The 17,788-nt window shown below is 54.3% G+C and carries 13 protein-coding genes; 11 read left to right on the top strand and 2 right to left on the bottom strand.

Going from position 1 to position 17,788, the window contains the following annotated elements; all coding sequences use genetic code 11:
- Positions 1-138: 138 nt before the first annotated feature.
- Positions 139-1,554 (bottom strand): pyruvate kinase, encoded by a 1,416-nt coding sequence (gene pyk / locus PUR_RS17180; protein WP_179037963.1) that lies wholly within the window; start codon positions 1,552-1,554, stop codon positions 139-141.
- A 131-nt stretch (positions 1,555-1,685) separates the two neighbouring features.
- On the opposite strand from pyk, the gene PUR_RS17175 reads away from it, so the two are divergent.
- The 5 genes from PUR_RS17175 (at position 1,686) to PUR_RS17155 (ending at position 6,374) form a co-directional block, all read left to right on the top strand.
- Positions 1,686-2,066, top strand: coding sequence for a (2Fe-2S) ferredoxin domain-containing protein (locus PUR_RS17175; protein ID WP_179036300.1), 381 nt, complete (start codon positions 1,686-1,688; stop codon positions 2,064-2,066).
- A gap of 133 nt (positions 2,067-2,199) precedes the next feature.
- A complete protein-coding gene (locus PUR_RS17170) occupies positions 2,200-3,012 on the top strand; it encodes a GNAT family N-acetyltransferase (protein WP_232101887.1) in 813 nt (270 codons plus the stop codon).
- A gap of 215 nt (positions 3,013-3,227) precedes the next feature.
- On the top strand, positions 3,228-4,391 hold the full coding sequence (locus PUR_RS17165; RefSeq protein WP_179036298.1) for an AI-2E family transporter: 1,164 nt from the start codon (positions 3,228-3,230) through the stop codon (positions 4,389-4,391).
- 25 nt (positions 4,392-4,416) lie between these two features.
- A complete protein-coding gene (locus tag PUR_RS17160; RefSeq protein WP_179036297.1) occupies positions 4,417-5,892 on the top strand; it encodes a carboxylesterase/lipase family protein in 1,476 nt (491 codons plus the stop codon).
- On the top strand, positions 5,889-6,374 hold the full coding sequence (locus PUR_RS17155; protein WP_179036296.1) for a DinB family protein: 486 nt from the start codon (positions 5,889-5,891) through the stop codon (positions 6,372-6,374). Before PUR_RS17160 ends, PUR_RS17155 begins: the two co-directional genes overlap by 4 nt.
- A gap of 147 nt (positions 6,375-6,521) precedes the next feature.
- Here the strand turns inward: PUR_RS17155 and PUR_RS17150 are convergent, their stop codons facing one another.
- Positions 6,522-7,700, bottom strand: a complete 1,179-nt coding sequence (locus PUR_RS17150; RefSeq protein ID WP_179036295.1) for a stalk domain-containing protein — start codon at positions 7,698-7,700, stop codon at positions 6,522-6,524.
- A gap of 259 nt (positions 7,701-7,959) precedes the next feature.
- Between PUR_RS17150 and PUR_RS17145 the strand changes: the two genes are divergently transcribed.
- The 6 genes from PUR_RS17145 (at position 7,960) to PUR_RS17120 (ending at position 17,709) form a co-directional block, all read left to right on the top strand.
- Positions 7,960-8,613 (top strand): stage V sporulation protein AA, encoded by a 654-nt coding sequence (locus PUR_RS17145; protein WP_179036294.1) that lies wholly within the window; start codon positions 7,960-7,962, stop codon positions 8,611-8,613.
- Entirely contained in the window at positions 8,614-9,039 is a 426-nt protein-coding gene (locus tag PUR_RS17140; protein WP_179036293.1) for a stage V sporulation protein AB, read from the top strand. It abuts the gene before it with no gap.
- A gap of 710 nt (positions 9,040-9,749) precedes the next feature.
- Positions 9,750-11,390 (top strand): spore germination protein, encoded by a 1,641-nt coding sequence (locus tag PUR_RS17135; protein ID WP_179037962.1) that lies wholly within the window; start codon positions 9,750-9,752, stop codon positions 11,388-11,390.
- Positions 11,391-11,505: 115 nt separating this feature from the next.
- Positions 11,506-12,840, top strand: coding sequence for a diaminopimelate decarboxylase (lysA, locus tag PUR_RS17130; protein ID WP_179036292.1), 1,335 nt, complete (start codon positions 11,506-11,508; stop codon positions 12,838-12,840).
- Positions 12,841-12,962: 122 nt separating this feature from the next.
- Entirely contained in the window at positions 12,963-13,394 is a 432-nt protein-coding gene (locus PUR_RS17125; protein WP_179036291.1) for a peptidylprolyl isomerase, read from the top strand.
- A 682-nt stretch (positions 13,395-14,076) separates the two neighbouring features.
- Entirely contained in the window at positions 14,077-17,709 is a 3,633-nt protein-coding gene (locus PUR_RS17120) for a collagen binding domain-containing protein (protein ID WP_179036290.1), read from the top strand.
- Positions 17,710-17,788 lie beyond the last annotated feature (79 nt).

Raw genomic sequence — 17,788 nt, 5'->3', positions numbered from 1 at the left:
CAATAAGACCTGATCACATAAAAACAAGCGGCAGTGCAGGTTGTTATTTCATTTCCCGTCTGCCGCTGCTTTTCTAAAATAAGGAACGTGGGCTGAGATGGAACAATTACGCCGTTTCAGGTGTCTTGGATTCCCGGGTTAGACCTCCTGTATTTTAACCAGATTCGTAGTGCCCGTCTTCCAGATCGGGATGCCCGCGCATAGCACAACGGTGTCGCCTGTGGTGAGCGCTCCCGTCTTCATCGCATTCCGGACCGATGACTCGAACATCTCGTCGGTCGTGGATACCGGATCGCCAAGGACAGGGACGACGCCGGAGAACAGGCAGATTTTGGGCAGCACCTCCGGATGGGGCGTAACGGCGATAATCGGCGCCTGCGGCCGGTGCTTGGAAATCATCCGTGCGGTGAAGCCGCTCTCGGTTGCCGCGATAATCGCCTTCGCTCCCAGGATTAGCGAGGAGCTGACGGCGCTGCGGCTGATAACCTCGGTAATGCTCTCGCTTTCCCAGTCGAAGCCCTGGATAAAACGGTCTTTGTAATTGATCATCGTCTCGGCTTTTGCGGCTACGGCCGCCATGGTGCGCACCGACTGCACGGGGTATTTCCCCGCAGCCGATTCGCCCGACAGCATGACGACGTCGGCTCCTTGAAGCACCGCGTTCGCCACGTCGCTCACCTCCGAGCGGGTTGGCCGCGGATTGATCTGCATCGACTCTAGCATATGGGTCGCCACAATGACAGGCTTCCCGGCGCGGTTGCACTTGTCGATCATTTCCTTTTGCAGCATCGGCACATCTTCGATGGGAACCTCGACCCCAAGATCGCCCCGGGCCGCCATGATGCCGTCCGATGCCAGAATAATATCATCCAGATTAGTCATGCCTTCATGATTTTCGATTTTGGAAATAATTTGCACATGACCGGCTCCGCTTGCGTTCAGAATGCCCCGGATTTCCCGGATGTCGTCGCCCTTGCGAACGAAAGAGGCGGCGATCATTTCGATGCCTTCCTTCAACCCGAATTGAATATGCTTGATGTCCCGCTCGGTGACGCCGGGCAGAGTCGTCCGGATGCCGGGAAGATTGACGCCTTTTCTCGGCTTGAGCAGCCCGCCGCTGACAATCAGGCATTCGATGTCATGGCCCTGCACTACCGTCACGGTCAGGTCGATCAGCCCGTCGTCGATCAAAATCCGGTCCCCGGGCTTAACGACCGCAGTCATGTCGGGATAGTTGACGGAAATGCGCTGCGCGTCGCCGAGGATTTCTTCGGTCGTCAAAATCAGTTTCTCTCCGGCCTTCAGCGTGCAAAACTCTTCTTTCAACTTCCCGATCCGCACCTCGGGTCCCTTGATATCCATCATAATTGGCACAAAAGTGCCCAGTTCGGATGCGGCCTGCCTCACATTGCGGATTCTGGCCGAATGCTCTTCCAGCTCCCCGTGCGCCATGTTCAGCCGGGCGACCGTCATCCCGGCGGAGATCATTTCCTTGAGCGTTCCGACCGATTCGGAAGCGGGTCCGATGGTGCAGATAATTTTGGTTTTCATGATAATTAATATTCCTCCTTGCATCGCAAGATTGGCGGACATATGCTGAATATATTATATCGTATGTCCATCCCGTTATTCATTGAATTACCCTTGTCCACCGGGTATAAACGTTATAGAGAGGAGTGAAGGTTATGACGACATGGAATCTTGAAGGAACGAAATGTCATCTGCTTGTCTGCGGGGGAAGCAGCTGCAAGAAGCGCAAAGGCGAAAATATTCTGGAGACGATCGAAGAGGAGATTGAGAAGCAGGGGGCTGAAGCTTTGATACATCCGACACAGACCCGATGCATGGGACGGTGCGGCGACGCTCCGGTGGTCATTGCCTATCCTGAAGGGGTCTGGTACGGGGAAATGTCGCCAAAGCTGGGCAAGACTCTGGTCAGAAAAACGCTGCTGGGCGAGCAACTCGAAGAAAATAGGATGTATACATTCGGGGAAGAAGGCATGAAAGCATCAACCGAACGGGGGAAAAAGGGGAAGAGAAAGGGAAGAAAAGCCGATAAAGTGTAAATTGACCCGAAATTGGACACGTCCTGCCTACCCGCTCCGGCCGTTTTGCCGCTGCGGGTTATTTCTTTTTGCGGCGCGCGGGATTATGATCGAGAGGCAAGGATAAAAAAGGAAATAGATAGGGGTGAACTGGATGTTCCTAAAGCTTACCGACCGGGATCCCGTTCTGAACGGAAGTCTATTCCTGGAAGACGAGATCCGATTTAATCTGCTGCATCTCATCTGCGGTTCTCCGGACGCCCTGCGGATTAAAAATTGCAGCAATGAGCTGATATTTGCCCAAACCCCGGGATTTAATCCTTGGCTGTGGGTCGCTCCCGGACTTTCGGAAGAAAGGGAGGACGAATTGCTCCGGAAGCTGGCGGAACAAGTCCGTCCGCATGATTTTCCCGGAGTATCCGCCGATTACAGGATCGCGGAGACTTTTGCGCGTTATTATGCGGAAAGCCGCGGGTTTAAGCATGAGCCGTACATGATTCTGGAAGCATATGCCTGCCCTGAAGTCAAGTCTCCCTCGGATGTCGGCGGAGTCATTGAACGCGCGAACTCGCGGCATACGGAAATGATCGCGGCGTATTTGGCCGCTTTTTCCAAAGAAGTCTTCAATGTCTCGCCCCAACCGAACGAGGTGTATAAAGCGGCAACGGCGGCGATCGGCACGGGAGGGCTGTATCTTTGGCAGGAAGGAGGCGAAACCGTCTCCATTGCGAGAATCGCCCACCGCACCGCCAGGCATGCCCGGATTAATGATGTATATACGGTGCCCGGCGCCCGAAAAAAAGGATATGCAAGCGCCATCGTGGCGGCCTTATCCGATTACTGCTTGCGGGACGGCTTAACGCCGATGCTCTATGCTGATGCCAAAAATCCGGATTCCAACAAAGTATATCAATCCATCGGCTTTGTAGGCGCGGGGAGAATCGCGGATGTGCGGTTCAAGCAATGATCGGCTGTTTCTTTCAGGAACGGGACGGCCTAATTTGACTTGCCCAAGTCATGTTGACTATGCTAGCAAGAAGAAACTCCTGACGGCGTCTTTTTAAGACGTAAGTACGTTTCTCGTAGAAATATAAGTCAAAATGATTAGCCCCGGCTTATAAATTCTTATATTTTAAAAAAGCTTACGGCCGCTTTATTACTCGCAAAGTGGGAGGCTGAAGGATGCAAAGGTTGCAAATCTGGCCGGAAAAATTCCGCAAATTTTTTCTGAACAATAAATTCGTCGTCTTTCTGCTTGTGATGCTGCTAATCGGACTCAACGTGCTCGTATTCGCCAAAATTCCGTTCGTCTTCAGACCTTTGTCGGTGCTGCTTCATACGGTGGCTCTGCCGCTGATTTTATCGGGCGTCGCCTATTACCTTCTGAATCCGCTGGTGGACCGGCTGGAGAAGAAGAGCAAGGTGAAGCGCGCTTACGGCATTGTGGTGCTGTATCTTTTTATTCTCGGCGTGATTACCGTCATTCTGCTAGCGGTTATTCCGATAATCCGGGATCAGCTGCTGGGGTTGATCGACAACTTTCCCCGGTACAGCTCACAGATTCAGCAGGAACTTGCCCATTTGACGGGCAGCAAACTGGTGGATCAGCTGCAGCAGAATACAGGGGCCGAGCTCGGTACGGTGACAACCCGGGTGACGACATGGCTGACCTCGTTCCTGCGTAACGCTCTAAACGGTGTCGGCAACTTTGTCGGGGCGCTGACCGAAATTGTGCTGGGGATCGTGACAACCCCGCTCATTCTCTTCTATCTCCTTCGGGACGGGAAACGGCTGCCCGACTATATTTTGCGTCTGGTGCCCACCGCGCTGAAGCCTCAGACCCGGATGGTCCTGTCCGAGATGAACCAGCAGATCTCTTCCTATATCCGCGGTCAGATCATTGTCAGCTGCTGCATCGGCGCGCTGCTCTATATCGGCTACTTGATTATCGGGCTCGAATATTCGCTTGTGCTGGCCATCGTGGCCGCCTGTACTGCAGTCGTTCCTTATCTGGGCCCGGCCATTGCGATTACGCCCGCGCTTATCGTTGCGCTGGTCACCTCGCCTTTGATGCTGGCGAAGATGATCATTGTCTGGACAGCCGTACAGCTGATCGAAGGCAAATTCATCTCTCCGCAAATTATGGGTAAAACGCTTAAAGTTCATCCGATTACCATCATCTTCACCATTGTTTTCTTCGGCAAAATGTTCGGCGTTGTCGGCATCGTTCTGGCCGTGCCCGGCTACGCCGTTCTGAAAGTAGTGGCGACGCATATTTTTCAGTGGTTCCGTTTCCGTTCCGGACTGTATGCTTCGTCCGGCGAGGATGACGGAGAACACTCATAACACACTGACGAAAGGGTGAACGCTTGTGAGACAGCCTGAAGCAGCAACGATTTATGGAACGGTGAGAGGCATTCGGAAAGATGGCGTCAACGTCTGGCGCGGCGTCCCTTTCGCCGCTCCGCCGGTCGGAGAACTCCGTTTCTGCGCGCCCCTGCCTCCGGAGAGCTGGGAAGGGGTGCGGGACGCCTCCGATTTCGGTCCGGTAAGCCACCAGCCGCCTGACCGGAAAGGCACCCGATTCCCCGGAGAACCTCCCGTCCATGACGAGGATTGCCTGTATTTGAATGTATGGGCGCCTTTAGAGGCGGAATCACTGCCCGTCATGGTATGGATTCACGGAGGGACGTTTCTGACGGGAGCGGGCAGTCAGCCGCTGTTTGACGGAACGGCTCTGGCCTTGGACGGGAACGTGGTTGTCGTATCGGTCAATTACAGGCTTGGACCGTTTGGGTTTCTTCATTTATCGCCGCTTGGCGGCACCTTCTCGTCCAATGCGGGACTGCTGGATCAGATCGCCGCGCTGGAATGGGTAAGGGACAATATTGGCGGCTTTGGGGGCGACCCGCGGCGGGTAACGGTGTTCGGCGAATCGGCGGGGAGCATGAGCATCGCCGCTCTGCTGGCCATGCCTGCTGCCCGCGGACTGTTCGCTGGAGCGATCATGCAGAGCGGCGCGTCGCAGACGCTAAAGCCCGCCCAGGGATGGGGAATTGTCCTGGAGCTGCTTGCCGAACTGGGCCTCGGCCGGGAGGATGCCGGGAAGCTGCGGACGCTTCCGGCCGAGACGATTGCCCAGGCAGCGGGCCGAATGATACAGCGGCTGACCGGGGGATCTCCCGGCATGTTTTTTCAGCCGGTCATCGATCCGCTGACGCTGCCGGAAGAGCCGGTTCGCGCCGTCTCGAACGGTTCGGCTCAAGGCATTCCCGTGCTGATTGGAACCAACCGCCACGAAGGGGACTATTTCTTCCGCGAAGGGGCGCCGGTTCCGGAAATCGGCCAGTCGCTCAGGGCGCTTGAGCAGGCGCTTGGCGTCCCCGATTTGTCGGAGCTTGCCGCTCATTATCCCGCGACCCGTGAAGGACAGGCCGGTATTATGACCGATCTGTTCTTCTGGCGCAGCGCGGTTGCCTTTGCGGAGAGCCTGCTTGAACACGGACCGGTATGGATGTACCGTTTCGATTGGGTAGTGGAAGCCCATTCTCTGCTCTCCAAAGCGGTACACACCGCGGAGATTCCATATGTGTTCGGAAACCTGTCGCATTTGCGGCGGATGGGACTTGCGGTCAGTCCCGCGATGAAGACTCTGTCGGGTAGGATGCGGAGCGCATGGGTCGCATTCGCCTACAGCGGTAAGCCGGATACCGCCCGGCTCCAGTGGCCGCAGTACAGTCTAGCGGATCGGGCAACGCTGATCTTCGACGAGGCGTCATCCGTGATGAAAGACCCGCAGCCGGATAAACGCCGCCTGCTATTCAGTTTAAAGGAGACGGGAATATGAGCGAGCAGAACGGTAGCTTGAAGGACTATTTCCGCCGGCTCTTCCGGCATGCAAGCTGGGCGGACGACAAAATCGTAGCGGCTCTTCGCCAGGCGGACCGGGTACCCGAGAAACCGCTGACACTGCTTGGACATATACTGACGGCGGAAAAGATATGGCTGATGCGCATCAATAGGCTAGACACTAAAGGGATGGCGCCGTGGTCTCCCCAAAGTCTGGAGGAATGTGTTGCTCTAGCGAAGGAGAACGCCGCTGGGTATGGGGAGCTTCTGAACAGGCTGGACGATTCCGGGCTGAACGCGGAGGTTGCATACCGCAACAGCACCGGAACGGCGTTCAACACTACCGTTTCGGATATTTTGACGCATGTTGCGCTTCACGGAAGCTATCACAGAGGACAAATCTCTTCCTATTTGCGGATGGAAGGACTGGAACCAGTGAACACCGACTTTATCATCTTCGTTAGAGACAAGGACGTTTGAAAATCGGGATTGTATGTATAACAGGGGCCCGCCCCAGACCTTATACCTAAAAAGAACGCCCAAGCCGGTTGTTGCCGCTGGCTTGGGCGTTCTTTTGCATCAGCCGGATTTCACCGGACAGGTGATAGAATTCGGCTGATTCGGCACTTATTCGATGTGGGGAACAAGCTTTACCGATCCAAGCCCAAGCGACCCCAGCTGACCCTTAGTCATGAACAGCCTTCCTCCGGTATTAAAGCTGTTCGAAGGGGTAAGGACGATTTTTGCCGCTCCCTTGGAGATCGTATATTGGTAGTTCGCCGCTTTATAGGTACCTGCCGGCTGGTCCAGCAGATCTACCTTCCAGCCAAGCGCTTTCGCGAGCGGTCGCACCGGAATCCAGCGGGTGCCGTTAACCTCGAATACCGTGGATACCGGGATGCTCAACCCGTTTATTCCCGCCGTATATTCGTATTCTTCAATAACAGGAACAGGGACAACGGGCAGATTGTCGGGGCTAATGCCGTCAGGAAGAGAGAGCTTTGGCTTGGAAAGCACAGACGGATAGATAGCAGAACGCTCGGCTTCGTCCTTCAGGAGATGGGAGGAAGCCTTCTTCAGATCGTATACCCGCAGCAGCCGGCGGGGCTCGTTCTGCACGTAAAGCAGCTTGGAGCTGGCATTGTTGAAGGCATACATACTGCCCGCCAGCACCGTTGTTCTTTGGTTCGTTTCGGGATTGTAAGCTGTAATCATATTCTGCTTGGCCCTGCTGTCGTATCCGGATTCCAGCAAAGTGTGGCGGTCTACCCATGCCGTCAGGTAGCTTGTCCGCGTCGATTTGAACAGCTTTACGGCGCCAGTCTTCATGTTTTTCAAATAGTAGTCGTTAAGCTTGGCGATATAGTCGCTGTACAGCCCGGGTGATGAAACGTAAAGGTAGCGGGAACGCTCTAAAATTCCCCAATTTCCGTCAGGAGAGAGGGAATAGATATTTTTGTGAAGGATGGACTGCCGCTCGGGATCATATACATAGCCGCCTTCGGGATCATCTGACCCTCCGATCCGCACGGTGCCGTCTTCCCATACACTGAATGAACGGAACGGTTCCTGCCATTTGGCATAAGCGCCGTCCTGCTGTCTATAGATCACCGATTTCCGGTATGTTCCGTCAGGCGCGCTGCTGATCGAGTACAGCTCGATTCCTTTGGAAGCATCCAGCAGGTAGTCCTGCACGACGACGCCGGATTCGGCATGGATGGAAGGCGAACCGTCGAGATGGAAGGCCAGGAGCACTGCGGCGGCCAGCACAAAACGGCGGATTTTAAAACGGAATGAGAACTTCATAATCTGGTCGTTCCTCCTTTTTTTAGATAATGATATAGACTGGTTCGACCTGGAAAAGGTTTCGAATCGAATGTATAATAATCCATTTTATAGAAAATAAGTTCAATCCCCTGTTGGTTGCCGATGAAAAAGAGTAAAAATAAGCCTTTCCACCCATACTACCGTTAATCTGGCATGCCTGCGCTTTGGGCCGGAAGGAAGAGGGTTTCGCCCAAAGCGGGCGGCTCTATGTGAGATTGCTTGATGAGGAGGACAGCGGATGAAGACCCAATCTGGCTCCGCCATCTATATACAACTGAAGAATCGGGTGACGCTTCCTCATGGAAAAGGGGTGACCCTAGGCGACATTGCGTTTCTGATCGCTCCGCCGGAGCTGGAAGAGCGGCTCAAATCGCTGCTTCTGGTCCAGCCGGAGTACAGTGACGGCAACCTGATTCTCATCGATACGCTGAAGGTCATTCCCCTGGTAAAACAGCTCGCGCCGGATGCCGATATCGAGCCGATTGGAGAAGGCCGAACAATTGTGCAGATCAGCGGGCCCGAGGAACCGCACAAGCCGTCGCCCGCGATGTTCGCCCTCGTATGGCTGCTGCTGTTCTTTGGCGCGGCGCTGACGATTATGAATTTCCATGCGGATGTGAACATGCAGGAAGTCCAGATCCGGATTGTGGAAATGCTGACCGGTCGCCGGGACGAGCATCCTTATTTGTTCCAGCTGGCCTATTCGATCGGCATCGGCTTTGGCATGGTTATTTTTTTCAATCATCTGTTCAAGAAAAAATGGAACGAAGAGCCTACCCCGCTGGAAGTGGAAATGTTCCTGTACCAGAAAAACATCGACCAGTATGTCATTCACGAGGAATACCGGAAAATGAAACACGGCGAAGAAGATAAGGGCAGGGAGGCGACGTAAATGACGGCTCCGATCGAAGTGGGCCTGACTTTGCTCCTTGGCATTGCGGGAGGCATCGCCGTGGGCGGCGGGGTAATCGCCCTGTTCGTCGTGCTCGATATGATTCCGCGACTGGCGCAGCTGACGGGCTCTTACGAAAAGGTCCATTGGTACGAAGGCGCCATGGTCTGCGGATCGCTGCTTGGGACCGTGAGTGATTTCTGGAACTGGAAAATAACGGCGGGACCTGTGGTAGAAGCGGCGGTCGGCCTGTTCGACGGAATCTTTGTCGGCATGCTTGCCGCGGCTTTGACGGAGGTGCTGAACGTATTGCCGATTTTGGCCAAACGCCTTCGCATGACTTCATACCTGTTCGGACTGCTGCTGGCGATGGTATTCGGTAAAGTTGCTGGTTCATTGTTTGATTGGTTTGTGTATCGACAGTAAACGGAGGGCTTGAGATGAGCAAATACGTTCACAGCGGAGATTACTTGGAAAACGATGGACCGGAGCAGCCAGTTTCTGGCTTGGAGCAAGGGGCCGAAGCCAGCGCGGGAGCAGCCGATGCAGGTGCGACTCAGAACGCCGGGGATGCAGCCGGAACGGCCGATCCCGTCGTGGAGCAGAGCGCCGTGGATGTCGGTGACACGGCCGATCCCGGCGTGGAGCAGAGCGCCGTGGATGCCGGTGACACGGCTGATCCCGCCATGGAGCAAAGCGGCCTGGATGCCGGCGACACGGCCGATCCCGCCATGGAGCAGAGCGGCCTGGATGCCGGCGGCCCGGCTGATGTCGCCATAGAGAAAAACGCCGCGGAAAGCGCGGATACGCCTGATCTCGTCACGGAGCAGGGCGTGGTGGAAGCGCAGGGTACGCCCGCTCCCGTGCAAAGCGCCGTGGACGCCGCCGGATCTGCTAATGCCGCCATAGAGCAAAGCGGCGTGGATAGCACGGGAGCGTCCGATCCCGTCAGCGATCAAGCCGCAGGTCCTGGTGATATGGAAGCCGGCAGCGAACTTGGGGCGCCGGATGATGGCTCCAAAAATAAAACGTCCGGCTTCCTGAGCTTCCTCTTTGGCAGTGACGATGAGGAAGCTCCGAAAAAGTCAGCCGAGGAGGATATGCCACCATCTTTGGACGAATCCGAGCAGCCGGAAATGCAGGCCGGGCAAGCCCAGGAAGAGGACAGGGCGGACCAGGGAACTGAACCCGTCCAAGGAAAGGGGGAAAGCAACGCAAAGCCCAAGGACCCCAAACAGAAGAAAAGGGATAAGGAACTGTCGAATTCGGTGGAAGAGTCGATCAAGTATTGGCATGGTGAAGACAAGGTCCCGGAATCGCTTGATCAGACAAAAGAAGTGCTGACCGAAGTGATGGGCCTTGGAGCGTCCTTTGACGTTGTATTCCGCGAGATGACTTTCGGCGGGACAAAAGCCGCTCTGCTGTTCATCAGCGGCTTTGCCAAGGACGTCATTCTGGATGAAATCTTGAAGCGGCTTACCTACCTGACCCCGGAGGATATTTCATCCGACGCTTTTGCCGCATTCATGATAAACTACATCCCCCATATCCAGGTCGAGAAGTCCGAGAAGCTCAGCGATGCGGTAATCAAGACGATGTCGGGAATGAGCGCGCTTTTTGTCGAGGGGGAAGCCCAAGTCATTATCATGGATACGCGGTCCTATCCGGTCCGCGGACCGGAGGAGCCTTCCATCGAGCGGGTGGTGCGCGGCGCGCGGGACGGGTTTACCGAAACGCTGCTCAGCAATATTGCGCTTGTGCGCCGCAGACTGCGCGATCCGGGCCTGAAATTCGAGCTGCACCAAGTAGGCCGAAGAACGAAGACTGACGTGTCCATCGCCTATATCGACGACATTGCGGACAAAACACAGGTCAAAGCGGTCACCGAAAAAATCAAAAGCGTCAACATCGAAGGCATTCCGCTGGCCGACAAGCAGCTTGAAGAGGCGATTATAGGAGAGAAATGGAATCCGTATCCTATGGTCCGATACTCCGAGCGGCCCGACATCGTCGCCTCTCATCTGCTTGAGGGCAGAGTGGTTGTGTTCGTCGATACATCGCCGAGCGTTATGGTCATCCCGACAACATTTTTTGACCTATGCCAGCATGCGGAAGAGAACCGCCAGACTCCGTTAATGGGTTCTTACTTGAGGTGGGTACGGTTCGCGGGAATTTTCGCTTCCATTTTTCTGCTGCCGCTCTGGATGCTGTTTGTCATGCATCCCGAGCTCAAACCGGCGCCGCTTATGTTTATCGGTCCGCATGAAACGGCGAAAATCCCGCTGCTCGTTCAATTCCTGATCATCGAGTTCGGTGTGGATCTGCTGCGAATGGCCGCGGTCCATACGCCGTCGCCGCTGGGCTCTGCCATGGGCCTCATCGCCGCGATTCTAATCGGGGACATTGCCGTCCAGACAGGGCTGTTCGTCAATGAAGTCGTCCTCTACATGGCCGTGGCTACCATCGGCATGTTCGCTACGCCAAGCTATGAACTCGGACTGGCCAATCGTGTCATCCGGCTGCTGCTGCTGCTGGCTACGGGTTTGTTCCACGTCGCCGGGTTCGTAATCGGCTCGACCCTGCTTATCGTGCTGCTGACGGTCAACCGTTCCTACAACTCGTCCTATCTGTGGCCGTTTATACCTTTTAATGCAAAAGCGATGGGAGCGATCCTCTTCCGCCAGTCGGTGCTTTCTTCCAAAACGAGGCCGTCGTTCAACAAAACGAGGGACAATACCCGCATGTCCCCAGCCGCCGGCAAAAAGGACAAATCGTAGGATAATACAAATCAACTGCGCATTTGTCCATTCTTTGACGTTCCCTTCCTCTGCTATACTGAATATCATAAAAGAATGGGATGGATATTCCACAGAAATCGGAGGATTGCGAATTATGTTTTTACACGGGACGAGCCGGATTAACGATGCCGGACATTTGGAAATAGGCGGTTGTGACGTAACGGAACTCAAGGCTGAGTATGGAACACCGCTGTATATAGTGGACGAGCAGCTTGTTCGCCGCCGCTGCCGCGAATATATGGATGCTTTTGCGGCTTCCGGTCTTGGATTTCAGGTCGCTTATGCGAGCAAGGCTTTTTCGGTAATGGCGATGTGCCGCCTGGCCGATGAGGAAGGCCTGTCGCTTGATGTCGTATCCGACGGTGAGCTGTACACCGCACTGCAGGCGGGTTTCCCGGCTGAGCGCATTCATTTTCACGGCAACAACAAAACCCCGGATGAGATTGAAATGGCACTTGAAGCGGGAATCGGCTGCTTTGTCGTCGACAATCTGGTAGAACTTGAACTGCTGCAGGCCATTGCGGCCGATAAGAATAAGACGGTCAGCATCCTGCTGCGCGTGACGCCCGGCGTTGAAGCGCATGCCCATCACGCTTACGCCGCCACCGGCCAGACCGACTCGAAGTTCGGTTTCGACATCGGCAACGGCTCCGCACAAGAAGCGGTAGGCTTGGCCTCGAGTAAAGCCAATTTGCAGCTTCTCGGCGTTCATTCGCATATCGGCTCGCAAATTTTCGAAACGGAAGGCTTCCAGCTTGCAGTTGAGCGGGTCGCCGGATTCGCCCGCAAGGTGAAGGAAGAGCTGGGCATTGAGTTCAGCGTCGTGAATCTCGGCGGAGGCTTCGGCATCCGCTACGTGGAAGGCGATACGCCCCTGCAAGTATCGGAATACGTCGCGGCAATTACCGATGCGGTGAAGACGCATTTTACCGGAATCGGCAGTGCGCTGCCGGAAATCTGGGTGGAGCCGGGCCGCAGCATTATAGGTGATGCCGGCACGACGCTCTATACGGTTGGCACGAGCAAGGAGATTCCGGGCGTACGCAAATATGTCGCCGTCGACGGCGGTATGACCGACAATCCGCGCCCGGCGCTGTACGAGTCCAAGTACGAGGCCCTGCTTGCCAACCGGGCCAACGAACAGCCGGAAGAGACCGTAGCGATTGCGGGCAAATGCTGCGAAAGCGGCGATATGCTGATTTGGGATCTGGAGCTTCCAAAGGCGGAGAGCGGGGATTTGCTCGCAGTAGCCTGCACAGGTGCCTACAACTACTCCATGGCCAGCAACTACAACCGCATCCGCCGTCCGGCCGTCGTATTCGTGCAGAACGGCCAAAGCGATCTTGTGGTTAAGCGCGAAAGCCATGGCGATCTGATTGCCAATGACATCGTGCCGGCGCGAATCGCGAAACAGCCGGTTACGAAATAAAGAAGAACTGGAGAGCCATCCTGCACATCATGTGCATGGATGGCTCTTTGCTTTGGGGAGGCTTTCATAGTAAACTGTTAAGGGATTGCACATTTTGTCCAATGAGAAAGGGGTATTTATATATGGCAAAGCAAGCGAAAATCACACTCGAGAACGGCGGCGAAGTGGTGCTGGACCTGTTCGACCAGGACGCTCCCAATACGGTAGCCAACTTTGAGAAACTGGTAAAAGACGGTTTCTATAACGGTCTTGTCTTCCACCGCGTCATTCCGGGCTTCGTCGCTCAAGGCGGCTGTCCGAACGGAACCGGCACCGGTGGCCCTGGATATACGATCAACTGCGAAATCAACCCGAACAAGCATGAGCGCGGTACGCTCGCCATGGCGCATGCCGGACGCAATACGGGCGGCAGCCAGTTCTACATCTGCTATGCTCCGCAGCCGCATCTGGACGGCCTGCATACGGTATTTGGCAAAGTGGTTAAAGGCATGGAATATGTCGACGCCTTTCAAGGCCGGGACAAAATGACTTCCGTGGAAGTATACGAAGCGTAAGAAAACTCTTCACGTTAAGCCCGTCTGTAAGTTCCAAGTTATTCGGAACCTGCGGCCGGGCTTTTTTGTGTTTCAAAAAAATTTAAGAATCTCCGTTTTATGGAAGTCATAAATTATCTTTATACAGCACCTCTCTTCGTCCCCAGTGTTGTCTGGATTAGCCGCAAATGGCGCGTTTTTGCCGATAATCCCTTGCCTTTAAGTCCTTGTCGGATTGAAGCCTGTGTTTTAATTCTTTAACGTTCTTGTGCACTTTTCGTTCTTTATAGTAGACTATTTTTATCGCTTACAGCGAACGAAAATGGCGTTTTGTCCGCCAGCCGGTTCGGCACCAAATAATACCTCTTAAAAATGATTGAATTTCAATTTCGATCATGAAAAAATGGGTAATACAAATTAGGAATATCTGCGTGAATATCAGACTTGGAGCGTAATCTTTTGGCGGCTGGAGGAGTTGGAATGGATAGGCGAGAGTGGGGCCGAAGCTTGAGATGGGGACGGGAGCGACCGGGAGACATACATAAGCGAGCGCAGAAGAGGGTTGAAACGCAGAAAAAGATTGATTGGCAAGGAGGCAGAATGCGGGGGAGACAACATCATACATTCGGCATCAGTCCGCTTTTTATAAATCTATGATCAAGGTACTGACCTTCAAATGAACTATGGGAGAGGGGAACAAAGGATGACGTTGCGGAAAACGATTAGGAAGAGATTGGCCTTGTGGCTCGTGATCCTGATACTGGTTGCCGAGTACAGCTACGGGCTGGGATTTACAACCGAAGTGAAGGCGGGAGCAATCGAGAATGACAGGAACATCATCACCAGCGTTTCGATGGCGGTGTACGGCCCGGATGGGCAGACGGTTACGGGAGATGTTTACGAACAAGGCTCCGAGGTGACGTTGAATTATACGTGGGCTTTAGAGGACGGGCACGGCTATCATGCGGGGGACACATTTTCATTTCAGATTCCCGAACAATTCAAGCTGTATAATGATATCAGCGGACCGCTGGTTTCGGATGAAGGCGATGTGGGAAGTTTCACGGTAAACAAAGATAACCACCTTGCCGTAATGTCATTCAACAGCTTCATCGAAAATCATGATAATGTCCATGGAACGTTAAGCCTCCGCACCAAGTTCGATAAAGAGGTTATCAAAGGAAGCACGGTTCAGGAGATTCCGTTCCCGATTAACGGGGATACCCAGGTCGTCGTGCTGCGTTTCAAGCCGGATGTCGCGTCAACTATTGAGAAGAAAGGAACACCGGAGGGGTATAACGCGCAGAGCATTCATTGGACCGTTGATGTGAACAAAACGCTGGAATCCGTGTACGGCGCGACCGTAACCGACCCGATTCCCGAAGGACTTACCCTGGATCCGGTGACGGTTGCCGTGTATCAGCTGGATGTCCAGCTGGACGGTGCAGTAAGTCAGGGGGTTCTCGTCGATCCCTCAAACTATACGCTGGATACGCAGGATGGAAAGCTTAAGCTGAAGTTCGCCGATTCGCCGATTAGCGGCGCATATCGCATTGCTTTTTCCACGGATATTACTAATTTAGCCAAAACGAAATTTAAAAATACAGCATATTTTTCGGGCGACAATTTGCCTCAAGCTGAGGCCTCGGCAACTGTTGAGGTCAAGCGAGCGCCAAGCCTTCAGAAGTATGCCATTCATTACGAGCCTTCAATCCAGAACATCACCTGGGGAATTAATTACAATTATAACTATGGAAGCATTCCGCAGGCCGCAGCGGTGCTGAAAGATTTGTTCAACGAGACTCAGGAGCTGGTCGCAGGCTCGGTTAAAGTCTACAATGTGACGGTGGATGACGATGGAAAAGCGACGGTTGGCACACAGCTGTCAGAAGGGACGGATTACACGCTCACACCGGCATCAGCGGCGGGAAAAACCGGCTTCGAGATCAGGTTTTTGCAGGATGTGACGACCCCTTATTTTATCGAATACAAGACCAAGTCCAAGGAAAGGCTGTTCTCGCCCAAGAGAATTACTAACACTGTAACCTCCGGCACGTATAAAGCGGAATCCAATCAGGATATTTACCCCGTCATTATATATAAAACGGTCGATGCCGCCGGAGCGGATTACCGCAACAAAACCGCAAACTGGAAAATTACGGTCAACGAGGACGGCTACCCGATGAGCAATGTAGTCGTCAAGGATACTTTTCCGTATAGCGGACTTACTTTTATTCCGGAATCACTGGTTGTCCGCAGCGCTTCGGGAGCAGTGGTCCCCGCTTCGGAATATACCCTGGAGTACGACAAGCCAGTGGTGCAGGGCAAAGGATTTACCGTCAAATTCCTAAAGCCGATTAACGGAAAATATACGATCAGCTACAAGCTGCATTTTGACTATTACGGACTTACAGGCGGGAAGGATAAATTCTATAATACGGCTTTCTTGACCTGGGACGGAGGGTCCGCCTCGGCGGAAGGAGTGTTCAATCCCAGAATCGAAGTCAAGAACAATGGATTTAAATTTGGCGAATACAATGCCGCTTCCAAGACCATCTCCTGGTATGTAGCAGCCAACTATAACAGCAAACCGCTGAAGAGCGCCGAGATCGTGGATGTGATTCAAGCTCCGCAATCGCTGATTGACGGTTCGGTGAAGCTGAAAGAGCTCTATCTGTACCCAAGCGGCCTGACCTCCAGAAATGGGGATCTAAATGTCAAATATACGTATACGGTCACTCAGGAGAATGGCAACAGCATTTTGCGGATCAAGTTGATGGAGCCGGTCAATTATCCGTTTTATGTCGAGTTCAAGACCAGTCTGGATGGAAAGCTGATCAACAGCGGCAAAATCAATAACACAGCAAACATCTATGACGAAAACAAGCCGGTATCGGCAGATCTGACCGGTTCGGTGACCATTCCGTTCGGCGGAGAATACGTGGTCAAGAACGGGGCGCAAGCCGGCGACAAAATCAACTGGAGCGTCTACATCAACCGCGGTCAATCGTATATACGCGACGCGAAGATTACCGATGTCGGAAGCGCAAACCAGCTGCTGCTGACCGATTCGTTCCATCTGTATCCAACCACGGTTTCCTCAAGCGGAACAATAACCAAGGCAGGCCCCGAGCTGGTCAAGGGAACCGATTATACACTGGACGTCACTACGACGAATGATGGCAAGCAGACGTTCGTCTTAAGCTTCAAGAACCCTATCGGGTCCGCCTATATTCTGGAATATCAGTCGCTAATCGCGGCGCGCAGCGGAGAGACTGTTACGAACGCCGTAACGCTCAGCGGCAATAACGTGGTGGAAGTGACGAAAGAGACTTCAACGGAAATTATTGTCGGGGTATCGAGCGGCTCGGGAACGGGCAACGGTACACGAAGCCTGCTGACGGTCAAAAAGCTGGATGACAGCGATAATCTGAAGCTTCTTGCCGGAGCCACGTTTGACTTGTACCGGTTAAACGGCAGCGAACGCCTGTTAATTGGAACGCAGACGACAGGCGCGGACGGCATTGCCGTATTTAACGGCATTTTGTCCGGAAGCTATATACTGGTTGAGACCCAGGCTCCCGCCGGCTATGTACTCGATTCCGCCGAGCGTCCGATAAGCGTCGGGGCAGGCGCGAACATTATTCTGCCGATAACCAACCATGTGCTTGCTTCGGCAACGCCATTGGTGTCCGCATCACCGACGCCGTCCGTGACGCCGTCGCCAGGGGCGTCCGCATCGCCGGTGCCGTCTGTGACGCCATCACCAGCGGCGTCCGCATCACCGACGCCAACGCCGTCCGTTACGCCATCGGCAGAGGCATCCGCGTCACCGACGCCAACGCCGTCCGTTACGCCATCGGCAGAGGCGTCTGCATCACCGGCGCCATCCGTGACGCCGTCGGCAGAGGCATCCGCGTCGCCTGCGCCAACGCCGTCCGCGGGGGGGCCGTCGGAAACGCCGACTACGCCTCCGGTGGTCGTTCCGGTTCCGTCATCGACGCCAACCGGTTCAAGTGTCCCGGGCGTAATCGTCCCGGATGAGCAAATCCCGGCGGGGCCGGCGAACCCGGACGAACCGCAGCCTACGCCGCTGCCGAGTGTAACGCCAACGGAAGTGCCGATTGATGACGAGGTTCCGCTAGGCGGGGTCGACATTGACGAGGATGACGTACCGAAAGGGAATCCTTCCGATCCGGGCGTAAGCCCCGCCTCCGGCCAGCTGCCGAAGACTGGGGAAGGAAGCTCGCTGCCGATCTATATGGGCGGCTTGGGTCTTATCCTGATCGGCATTGTCCTGAACCGCTGGTTAACCCGCAACAAGAAACAGGAATAATAGGGAGTCAACTTGAAATGAACGGACAATGAACCGCCGGCTCAGCCGGAAAGCGCCCTGGATACTTATTTCCCGGGCG

It is taken from the genome of Paenibacillus sp. URB8-2 (genome assembly GCF_013393385.1).
In the GTDB taxonomy this organism is placed as follows: domain Bacteria; phylum Bacillota; class Bacilli; order Paenibacillales; family Paenibacillaceae; genus Paenibacillus_AQ.
This window is presented reverse-complemented; position numbering and strand designations above follow the sequence as displayed.

What these genes read in the sequence shown, in the direction of transcription:
- PUR_RS17155 (WP_179036296.1), top strand. Translation starts at nt 5,889, where the DNA reads ATGAGCGAGCAGAACGGTAGCTTGAAGGACTATTTCCGCCGGCTCTTC.
- PUR_RS17125 (WP_179036291.1), top strand. Translation starts at nt 12,963, where the DNA reads ATGGCAAAGCAAGCGAAAATCACACTCGAGAACGGCGGCGAAGTGGTG.
- PUR_RS17165 (WP_179036298.1), top strand. Translation starts at nt 3,228, where the DNA reads ATGCAAAGGTTGCAAATCTGGCCGGAAAAATTCCGCAAATTTTTTCTG.
- PUR_RS17135 (WP_179037962.1), top strand. Translation starts at nt 9,750, where the DNA reads ATGCAGGCCGGGCAAGCCCAGGAAGAGGACAGGGCGGACCAGGGAACT.
- PUR_RS17150 (WP_179036295.1), bottom strand. Translation starts at nt 7,700, where the DNA reads ATGAAGTTCTCATTCCGTTTTAAAATCCGCCGTTTTGTGCTGGCCGCC.
- lysA (WP_179036292.1), top strand. Translation starts at nt 11,506, where the DNA reads ATGTTTTTACACGGGACGAGCCGGATTAACGATGCCGGACATTTGGAA.
- PUR_RS17170 (WP_232101887.1), top strand. Translation starts at nt 2,200, where the DNA reads ATGTTCCTAAAGCTTACCGACCGGGATCCCGTTCTGAACGGAAGTCTA.
- PUR_RS17120 (WP_179036290.1), top strand. Translation starts at nt 14,077, where the DNA reads ATGACGTTGCGGAAAACGATTAGGAAGAGATTGGCCTTGTGGCTCGTG.
- PUR_RS17145 (WP_179036294.1), top strand. Translation starts at nt 7,960, where the DNA reads ATGAAGACCCAATCTGGCTCCGCCATCTATATACAACTGAAGAATCGG.
- PUR_RS17140 (WP_179036293.1), top strand. Translation starts at nt 8,614, where the DNA reads ATGACGGCTCCGATCGAAGTGGGCCTGACTTTGCTCCTTGGCATTGCG.
- PUR_RS17175 (WP_179036300.1), top strand. Translation starts at nt 1,686, where the DNA reads ATGACGACATGGAATCTTGAAGGAACGAAATGTCATCTGCTTGTCTGC.